The organism is Massilia paldalensis (genome assembly GCF_044901715.1).
Taxonomy (GTDB): domain Bacteria; phylum Pseudomonadota; class Gammaproteobacteria; order Burkholderiales; family Burkholderiaceae_D; genus Telluria; species Telluria paldalensis.
Map to the genome: position 1 here is coordinate 1 of NZ_JBJCIU010000020.1, position 9,255 is coordinate 9,255.

Here is a 9,255-nt window from a genome sequence, read left to right on the forward strand (position 1 = left end):
AACGTATTTCTTTTGCGTGAACATTTGATAATTTAAGCATTCAGCAGCTACCGAAGCAGCTGCTGGCACTTCATCAAACGCCCACACTTATCGACTGTTGATTGTTAAAGAACTCGAATTCTGTACTGCCTTGCTGCGCTTGCGAATCGTTGTGTTCGTCAGCAGCAGAGAAGAGAGATTATGCAGCGTTTCGTCTAACTCGTCAACTCTTCTTTTTCTTCCGCTTTCGCTGCCGTGAAGCTGCGTCTGCGTCGGAGGAACAAGACTATAGCAAACATGGGGACAGTGATGCAAGAGGCATGGAAACGAAACCTGCGGCCCGGCCACAGCGTCTTGCTGACCAGGCCGGCAGCACGGCCTCCTCAGAAGAAAATGATGCCGCCCACGGAGCCGCCATTCAAATGCGCGGTATTGCCGAAGAAGTCTTTCGACCGGGTCTGCCCCACTTCCGCCACCAGCGTGATCACGCTGTTGAGCGCATAGTAGGCGCCAAGCGTGACGTTGGCGTTCGACTTCAGCCCCGCCGCGCCGACGGTATCGTCGTCATTCTTGCTTCGTCCATAATTCAGCCCCAGCTTCAGCGCGTCCGTTACCTTGTATGTGCCCTGCACGAAGTAACTCTTCGAGCGGGTGTCGCCCTGGTCGGCGTCGGACAGGATGCCGAGCGCCTTGCCTCCCTGGACGTTGGCAAACAGGCCGATCGGACCGCTCTCCCAGGAGACGCCCACTTCAACCGCGTGCATGTTCAAGTCGTCGACGCCTTCGGTGATCGATTCGAAGTGCTGGCCCTTGGCGCTCACCCATCCCTTGAACTCGCCCCGCTCGAATTGCACACGGCCCTGGACCTGGGGACTCGAACGCGTCGAATAGCGCGGCCCCGCGACGACCGGCGTATCGGACACGGGGCTCATGACGCCGATGTCCACCGTGATGCCGCTGGCGTTCTTCGGGGTCGTATAGGCGATCTGGCCATAGATGCCGGGCCACGCGTAGCCGGCGCCCAGGTGGCCGAGGGTGACGCGGCCGCGCTGGGTCGCCTGTACCGGAGCGCCCGCGCCGATCAGCGTCATGTCGCCCAGGATGGCGAGGTGGCCGAACAGGCCGTAGTCGCGTCCCAGCTTGACCGTGCCGAGGGTCGGCGTGCCGAACGTGAAGAATGCCTGGCGCACGTCCACTTCGCTGTTCTGGGAAATCGCGCTGTCGGTCGCGGTGGCGGCATAGATGCCGATCGTCGCGGCGACATCGTAGCCGCCCTGTTGCGACGACACGGTGGTCAGAAGGGCATTGGGCAGCAGGCCGTTGCCGACGGTGGTGCGGCGATCCTCGCCGCCGCAGCCCAGCGCCGTTCCGGCAAGCGCTAGCCCTCCCACCTCGTCGCCGCCACAGGACACGGTCGTATAGTAGGCATTGACGATGCCGCCGATCGACACCGTCCAGTCGCCGGCCTTCAGCTCCACCGCGCCGGCCTGTTGAATGCACGCGGCCAGTGCAACCGCCAGGAATAGCTTCTTCATCGGTCTCCTCGCTTTCTTATTGAAGTATGCGCATCGGGTCGATGCAGCCAAGGCGCTGGCAAGTTGTATGCCTGAGCAGACCGAGGGGCCAGGCGCGGGAAGCGCGCCGTTACGCTGTTGAGAAACGGATCAGCCGGCGCATGCGCCTGTGCTTTTCCTGATCAGGCGCCTGCGTGACAGCAGCCTCATCATTCGCTCGATGGAAAAAAGAAGCGGTGGCCGAAGCCACCGCAAAGACCAGCCCATGACATTGCTGCGCGCCCGCCGTCCGCCTATGGACGCGCACCGTCCAGTTGGCGCCACTCCTCGTCACTGAACAGACGCGAGCGGACCAGGAAGCGGCGTCCGGTACCGTTATCGAGCGAAAACATGCCGCCGTTGCCGGCCACGACGTCGATGATCAGCTGTGTGTGCTGCCAATAGGCGAACTGCTCGGCCCCGATATAGAAGGGCGTGCCGTCCAGGTCGCCCAGATGGACGTCGTCGTCGCTCAGTCCGAATTCGCCGGCCGGATAGCACATGGGTGCGCTGCCGTCGCAGCAGCCGCCGGACTGGAAGAACATCAGCGGCCCGTAGCGCGCGCGCAGTTCACCGATGAAAGCCAGCGCCGCGTCCGTCGCCCTCACCCGTGGGATCGCATCCGCCATGCACGCCGCCGTCAGAAGAAGCCCAGCGCCTTCGGGCTGTAGCTGACCAGCAGGTTCTTCGTCTGCTGATAATGGTCCAGCATCATCTTGTGGTTCTCGCGCCCGATGCCGGACTGCTTGTAGCCGCCGAACGCCGCATGCGCCGGGTACAGGTGGTAGCAATTGGTCCAGACGCGTCCCGCCTGGATCGCCCTTCCGACACGGAAGGCGCGGCTGCCATCGCGCGTCCACAGGCCCGCGCCCAGGCCGTACAGCGTGTCGTTGGCGATGCGCAGCGCCTCCTCCTCGTCCTTGAAGGTCGTCACCGATACCACCGGCCCGAAGATCTCTTCCTGGAAGATGCGCATGCCGTTGTCGCCCTTGAACACGGTCGGCCGCACGTAATAGCCGCCGGCCAGTTCGCCCTCGTGCGTGGCGCGCTCGCCGCCGGCGAGCACCTCGGCGCCCTCCTGGCGGCCGATGTCGAGATAGGACAGGATCTTTTCCAGCTGCTCCTGCGAAGCCTGGGCGCCGATCATCGTGCCTTCGTCGAGGGGATTGCCGGCCTTGATTTGCGCCACGCGCGCCAGCGCGCGTTCCATGAAGCGCTCGTAGATCGACTCCTGCACCAGCACGCGCGACGGGCAGGTACAGACCTCGCCCTGGTTCAGCGCGAACATGGCGAAGCCTTCCAGACGTTTGTCGAGGAAGTCGTCGTCCGCATCCATCACGTCGGCAAAGAAGATGTTCGGCGACTTGCCGCCCAGCTCCAGCGTCACGGGGATCAGGTTCTGCGCGGCGTACTGCATGATCAGGCGGCCCGTTCCCGTCTCGCCCGTGAAGGCGATCTTGGCGATGCGCCGGCTCGATGCGAGGGGCTTGCCCGCCTCTAGGCCGAAGCCGTTGACGACGTTGACCACGCCCGGCGGCAGCAGGTCGGCGACCAGCTCGAGCAGCACCATGATCGATGCCGGCGTCTGCTCGGCCGGTTTCAGCACCACGCAATTGCCCGCGGCCAGCGCCGGTGCCAGCTTCCAGACGGCCATCAGGATGGGGAAGTTCCACGGGATGATCTGGCCGACCACGCCCAGCGGCTCGTGGAAATGGTAGGCATAGGTCTCGTGGTCGATAGTCGAGATCGCCCCCTCCTGCGTGCGGATGCAGCTGGCGAAATAGCGGAAGTGGTCGATCGCCAGCGGCAGGTCGGCCGCCATCGTCTCCCGGATCGGCTTGCCGTTGTCGATGGTCTCGGCCGTCGCGAGCGTGCGCAGGTTTTCCTCCATGCGGTCGGCGATCCGGTGCAGGATGTTGGCGCGCTCGGCCGGCGAGGTCTTGGCCCAGGCGTCCTTTGCCGCGTGGGCGGCGTCCAGCGCCAGCTCGATGTCTTCGCTCGTGGACCGCGCGACTTCGCAGAACGGCTGGCCCGTGATCGGCGTGACGTTGGCGAAGTAGTCGCCCTTGACGGGGGCGACGAACTTGCCGCCGATGTAGTTGTCGTAACGCTGGCGGAAGGGATTGGCGACGCCGAGCTTGCTGATGTCCGCGAGATTCATGTCGTCCTCTTTCTTTGGTTGTCGTTGTTCCTCCGCTGTCGCAAATGCCATGCCAGGAAGCGATGCCCGTGGATGCGATGCGGTGCTGCTGCATCCCCGGTACAGGTGATCCGAAACGGAACAACACCCCACACGTTTGCGCCCACGGACTGCAGACTTGCGGCGCGGCGGGTATATTGTTGACGGTTTACCCATACCCCTTGCTGGAGAAATGATGAAGTCCCCCCTGTTGCGCCTGAATGCCGTTGCCGCCCTGTTCGCCGCCGGCTCGGCATCCGCCGCTCCCGACCTGCCCGCGCAGCCCGTCCAGACGGGCGCACCGATTCCCGTCGTGGTCGTCAGCGGCAGCCGTGCCGAACACCTCAGCTTCGACCTGCCGGCCTCGGTCGACGTGGTCGATGCCGGCCGCATCGATGCCGCCCAGATGCGCGTGAACGTGTCCGAAGCGCTCAATGCCGTGCCCGGCGTGGTCGTGCAGAACCGCCAGAACTATGCGCAGGACCTGCAGATCTCCTCGCGCGGCTTCGGCGCGCGCTCGACCTTCGGCGTGCGCGGCGTGCGCCTGATCGCCGACGGCATCCCGGCCACCATGCCGGACGGCCAGGGCCAGGCCGCCACGTTCAACCTCGACATGGCCCAGCGCATCGAAGTGCTGCGCGGCCCCTTGTCCGCGCTGTACGGCAACCATGCGGGCGGCGTGATCCAGCTGTTCACCCGCGATCCCGAAGGCCGGCCCGACGTCGAAGTGGGCTACTCGGCCGGCAGCTACGGCACGCACAAGACCGATATCAACGCCGGCGGCAAGGAAGGCAAGTTCGGCTGGCTGCTCGACGCCTCGCGTTTCGACACGGACGGCTACCGCGCGCACAGCGCCGCCCGCCGCGACCAGGCCTATGCCAAGCTGACCTACGAACCGAACGCGGACAGCAAGCTGACCATCACCGCGAGCGGCCTGCGCCAGGACGACACCCAGGATCCGCTGGGCGTCAGCTGGACCACCTTCCAGCGCGACCCGCGCGCCGGCGAGATCGACACCACCGACACGGCGCGCCCGCAGCGCACCCTCGCCGACCGCTACGACACGCGCAAGAGCATCGACCACCAGCAGATCGGCCTGTCCTGGGACCAGCGCTTCGGCGACGACCGCCTGCGCCTGACCGTCTACGGCGGCAACCGCGAAGTCATCCAGTACCAGTCATTCTCGAAAGGCTTCCAGGCCCCGGCCAGCCATTCGGGCGGCGTGGTCGACTTCGACCGCGACTTCTACGGCATCGACGCCAACTGGACGATGTCGCGCCCGTTCGCGGACGGCACCCTGCGCACCGTCGTCGGCCTCGAGGCGGGCAAGTCGAAAGATGCGCGCCAGGGCTTCGAAAACTATATCGGCGACCGGTTCGGCGTGAAGGGCGCCCTGCGCCGCGACGAGGAAGACGACGTGCGCAACGTCGATCCCTACGTCCAGGTCGAATGGGAGCGCGGCCAATGGGTCTATACGGGCGGCCTGCGCCACAGCAGCGTGAAGTTCAGCGTCGACGACCATTACCTATCGAACGGCAACGACAGCGGCAGCGTCGACTACAGCCACACGACGCCGATGCTGGGCGTGCTGTACAAGGCGACGCCGCAACTGAACCTCTATGCGAGCGCGGCGCACGGCTTCGAGACACCCACGTTGAACGAGGTGTTCTATTCGGGCACCGGCGGCGGCTTCAACTACGACCTGGGCGCGGCCACCAGCACCCAGCTCGAGATCGGCGCCAAGGCGATGCCGACGCGCGACGTGCGCATCAATGCTGCGTTGTTCCAGGCGCGCACCCGCGACGAGCTGGTCGTCGATGCGTCCAGCGGCGGCCGCACCAGCTACCGCAACGCCAGCAAGACGCTGCGCCAGGGCGTCGAACTGTCGATCGATGCCGACCTGCGCGGCGGCTTCTCGGCCCGCGTCGCGGCCACGGTGCTGCGCGCCATCTACGACGAAGCCTTTGCCGGCGTGGCGGACGGCAACCGCCTGCCGGGCGTGCCGAACACGAGCCTGTTCGGCGAGCTGGCCTGGAAGAACGAGGACGGGCGCTGGGGCGCGGCGCTGGAAACCGTCGCCAACGGCAAGGTCCATCCCGACGATGCCAATACGGCGGTGCCGGCGCCCGGCTATGCGATCTTCAATGCGCGCGTGCAGGCCCGCCAGCAGATCGGCCCGTGGCGCCTGCGCGAATACGCGCGCGTGAACAATCTGTTCGACCGCACCTATGTCGGTTCCGTCATCGTGGGCGACAGCAACCGCCGCTACTACGAAGCGGCGCCGGACCGCAACTGGATGCTGGGCATGAGCGCGCAATACCAGTTCTGAGGCCGGTTGCGAGGAAAGTTGTGAGACCAGTTCCGACGCCAGAACTGGCGTCGCTGCGATCTACGCGCGGGCCAGCGCCCGCGCCGCGTGGTCCGGGTACAGGCGCTCCAGCGTCTCCACGGTGACCTGGCCGACCAGCGCCTGGATGCGCGTGGCAGCCGCCGCCGCATCGGGCGCCTCGCGCACGGCCTTCCACAACGGCGCCAGTTCGGCGTCGCGCCGCGCCAGTGCCGCCTCGACCTCGGCCTGCCAGAACGGCGGCGCCTCCCCTTCCACGAAGTTGCCGCGACCGCGGCCGAAATGCGCCACCGCCAGGTAGCGCAGCACGCTGCCCACCAGCAGCGTGCGCAGGAACGGGTCGGCGAACTGCACGTCCGGCCGTTCGCGGTCGGTCGTCGTATTGAAACCCCAGGCGGCGCCGGCCGCCGTCAAGCCGCCGACGATCGCCCCCAGCAACGCGCCGCCGCCCAGCGTCAGGCCGCCCGCCATCAGGTCCGCCGACAATCCCGTCGCCGCGCCAGACACCACGGCGCCCAGCAGGCCCGCCTGCGCCTTGTCGATCGGCGCGCGCACGGCGAAGTTCTCGCGCACGCGCGCATTGATGCGGCCCGCCTGGCCGGGATCGAGGCGGTGCAGGCGCAAGAGTTCGACGGTCGTGTCGGCGATGCGCCGCTCCAGGCGTTCGACCAGGCCGGCCATCGCCGCGTCCTGGCGCTTCTGCTCGTCCTTGCCCAGGCCTACGGTCTTCAGTGCCGAGCGCAGGAAGCTGCCCTTGCCTTCCGTGTCGATCGCCTGCTCGTCGCGCGCCGCGTCGGCCAGCAGGCGGGCGTTCAAGGCCTGCGCAGCGTGGAAGCGGCGCAGGTTACCCGCCTGCCATTCGGCCAGCAGGCGCGCGTAGCCGTCGCGCTTGGATTCCTCGATGACCTTGCCGACGCGGTCGTAGAACACGTCCTCGTGCACCCAGCAGCGCGCGAAGGCGTCCAGGGGAAGTACGTCGCGCACGATGGGGTACTGGGACAAGTGCTGTTTCCAGCGCGCCTGCTCGCCCTGCTCCTGCTGGTCCGGACGAGGCGGCCCGAGCTGGTTGAGCAGCACGACGACGGGCTTGCCGAGCCACTCCAGGATGCGCATCTCGGCGGGCAGGTAGCCGGCATCGCGCGGATCCTCAGACGAATTGACGAGGTAAAGCACGACGTCGGCGGCATCCTTCGCAGCACGCAGCGCCTGCTGGCTGAGCCAGAACGGCCGGTCGCGGTAGCGGTCGAAGACTTCGCGCAGGAACCAGCCGATCGGGTTGCCCGCCATGGACAGGCGGCGCAGCAGGCGCACGGAGTCGCCGAAACCGGGCGTGTCCCACAGCAGCAGGCGGTCACCCTGGGCGCTCTGCTGCAGCAGGTGCGCTTCCGACGTGACGGTGACGTGGGCCGCGTCGCGCACCTCGCCGACGTCGACACCGACCAGCGTGCGCGCCAGCGTCGTCTTGCCGTTGTTGGTGTGGGAGACGAGGGCGAACTGGATGTCGACGGGCTGGCTCATGACAGCCTCGATGTTGCCAGACCCGCGCCGACGTCGAGCGGGTATTTGTCCGGATGCAGCAGGTCGACCACCGTGGCGGTCGTGCCGTGGTACTGGCAGAACTGGCGCCACAGGGACGCACGCTCCTCGAGCCGGGCATCGAACCCGGCCTGCCCTGCGCCGCGTTCGGCCAGGCTCGATTCGTCCAGCAGCACGGCGATGCCGCGCGGCGTGTTGCGCGCCAGGTAGTCGAGGAAGGCGCCGTGGTTCTCGCGTTCGGGCGTGGCCGCGAGGTTGAACAGCACGGCCGTGACGGCAACGTCGGCATCGTCCAGGCGCGCGTCGCGCAGCGTATCCTTGGGCTCCTCGCCATACGGCGACGATGGCCGCAGCATCAGCTGCGCCTGTTCGCCCAGCACCTTGGCGGCGATCGCAGCCAGTCCCTTGTGGCGGGATTCGTCCACCGTGAAGCTGTACGGTATCACGCGCAGCACGGCGGGACCGGACGCGCCGATGCGGTCGGCCAGCGCGCGGTAATACGGCTGGCCGAGGTCGAGCGGGAAGCGGCGCGCGATCAGGCGGGCGCGCAGCGCCGACACGATCGCCAGCACGAGGCGCGGCAGCACGACGAACAGCAGCAGCGTCGCCGCGTACAGGTGCACCCAGCGCGCGCCGCCGGCCGGCGACGGCTCCTGCACGAAGCGCAGCGCCTGGATGTCGGCCAGCGAAAATCCCTGGAGCGGGAACACGGCGAGGGCCGGCGCGAACAACGCGGACAACAACGTGTGCACTTGCTGCGCATCGAGGAAGGTGCTTTCCCAGCCGGCCGCATAGGCGGTCGTGACGCCGCGCGCGTACAGCGAGGCGATGGCGCCGAGGGCGAACGCGGCGGCGGCCAAGTGCACGGTGCGGCCCAGGCGCAAGCTGGTCAGCTTGGCCGCCAGCTGCGACCAGTCGGCGATGTATTGGGTGAGCCCCGCGGCCATCGGCGCCGGCAGCTTGCGCGGCAGGCCAGCCGCGCCGACGGACAGGCGGCGCAGCAGGCTCGGGCTGGCCCACCCCGTCCTTTTCGACGGGATCACGGCCCACACGATGAGGGCCAGGTAGACCAGCAGGTTCCAGCCGATGATCAGGAGGAGCGGTGCCGACAGCAGGTCGACGCGGTGCGGATCGGCGATGCGGTCCAGGCCCGCGCCGGCAAGGAAGCCGAGGATGGGCAGGAGCACGGCAAAGGCCGGCATCAGCGGACGGCGGTGCAGGAACGATGCGAAGGCGGGCGTGCGCTCGGCGAGACGCTTGGTGACGAGGTCGGCGCGCTGCTGCAGGAACAGTTCGAGCGCGGGAGCGCCCTTGCCTTCCGCTGCCTGCCAGTTCGCCAGCTCGCGGGCGCTGCGGCTTGCGTACAGCCGGTCGTCTTCGGAAAGAATCTCGTGTTTGGTGTCCGCCGTCTCGATGGCGCGCATCAGCTCGACCTTGCGTGCAGCCTGCTCGTTCATGGTCCTCCTGTCGTTTCAACAAGTCTACAGGAGCATTGTGCCCGAGTTCGCGGCAGGCGACCGTACGATCGGGCGCCCCAAAGCAAAAAACCCCACCAGGATCACCTGGTGGGGTTTTTCATATAACTAGCCTGACGATAACCTACTTTCACACTGGTTGCAGCACTATCATCGGCGCAAAGTCGTTTCACGGTCCTGTTCGGG

The 9,255-nt window shown here is 66.9% G+C and carries 6 protein-coding genes; 1 reads left to right on the top strand and 5 read right to left on the bottom strand.

What is annotated here, in order from left to right; all coding sequences use genetic code 11:
* Positions 1–362 precede the first annotated feature (362 nt).
* The 3 genes from ACI1V7_RS28000 to adh form a co-directional block, all read right to left on the bottom strand.
* Complete coding sequence (locus tag ACI1V7_RS28000) at positions 363–1,514, bottom strand: porin (protein WP_404535934.1); 1,152 nt, start codon at positions 1,512–1,514, stop codon at positions 363–365.
* Positions 1,515–1,786: 272 nt separating this feature from the next.
* The gene (locus ACI1V7_RS28005; protein ID WP_404535937.1) at positions 1,787–2,161 is read right to left on the bottom strand and encodes a DUF779 domain-containing protein; all 375 of its coding nucleotides are present in this window, start codon (positions 2,159–2,161) and stop codon (positions 1,787–1,789) included.
* Between the two features lie 11 nt (positions 2,162–2,172).
* Positions 2,173–3,693, bottom strand: a complete 1,521-nt coding sequence (adh, locus tag ACI1V7_RS28010) for an aldehyde dehydrogenase (RefSeq protein WP_404535939.1) — start codon at positions 3,691–3,693, stop codon at positions 2,173–2,175.
* 211 nt (positions 3,694–3,904) lie between these two features.
* On the opposite strand from adh, the gene ACI1V7_RS28015 reads away from it, so the two are divergent.
* Positions 3,905–6,040, top strand: coding sequence for a TonB-dependent receptor family protein (locus ACI1V7_RS28015; RefSeq protein WP_404535942.1), 2,136 nt, complete (start codon positions 3,905–3,907; stop codon positions 6,038–6,040).
* A 60-nt stretch (positions 6,041–6,100) separates the two neighbouring features.
* On the opposite strand, the gene ACI1V7_RS28020 is transcribed toward ACI1V7_RS28015, so the two are convergent.
* Together ACI1V7_RS28020 and ACI1V7_RS28025 are read right to left on the bottom strand one after the other, a co-directional pair.
* Entirely contained in the window at positions 6,101–7,576 is a 1,476-nt protein-coding gene (locus ACI1V7_RS28020) for a GTPase domain-containing protein (RefSeq protein ID WP_404535944.1), read from the bottom strand.
* Positions 7,573–9,051, bottom strand: coding sequence for a DUF2868 domain-containing protein (locus ACI1V7_RS28025; RefSeq protein WP_404535947.1), 1,479 nt, complete (start codon positions 9,049–9,051; stop codon positions 7,573–7,575). Before ACI1V7_RS28025 ends, ACI1V7_RS28020 begins: the two co-directional genes overlap by 4 nt.
* Between the last annotated feature and the right edge of the window lie 204 nt (positions 9,052–9,255).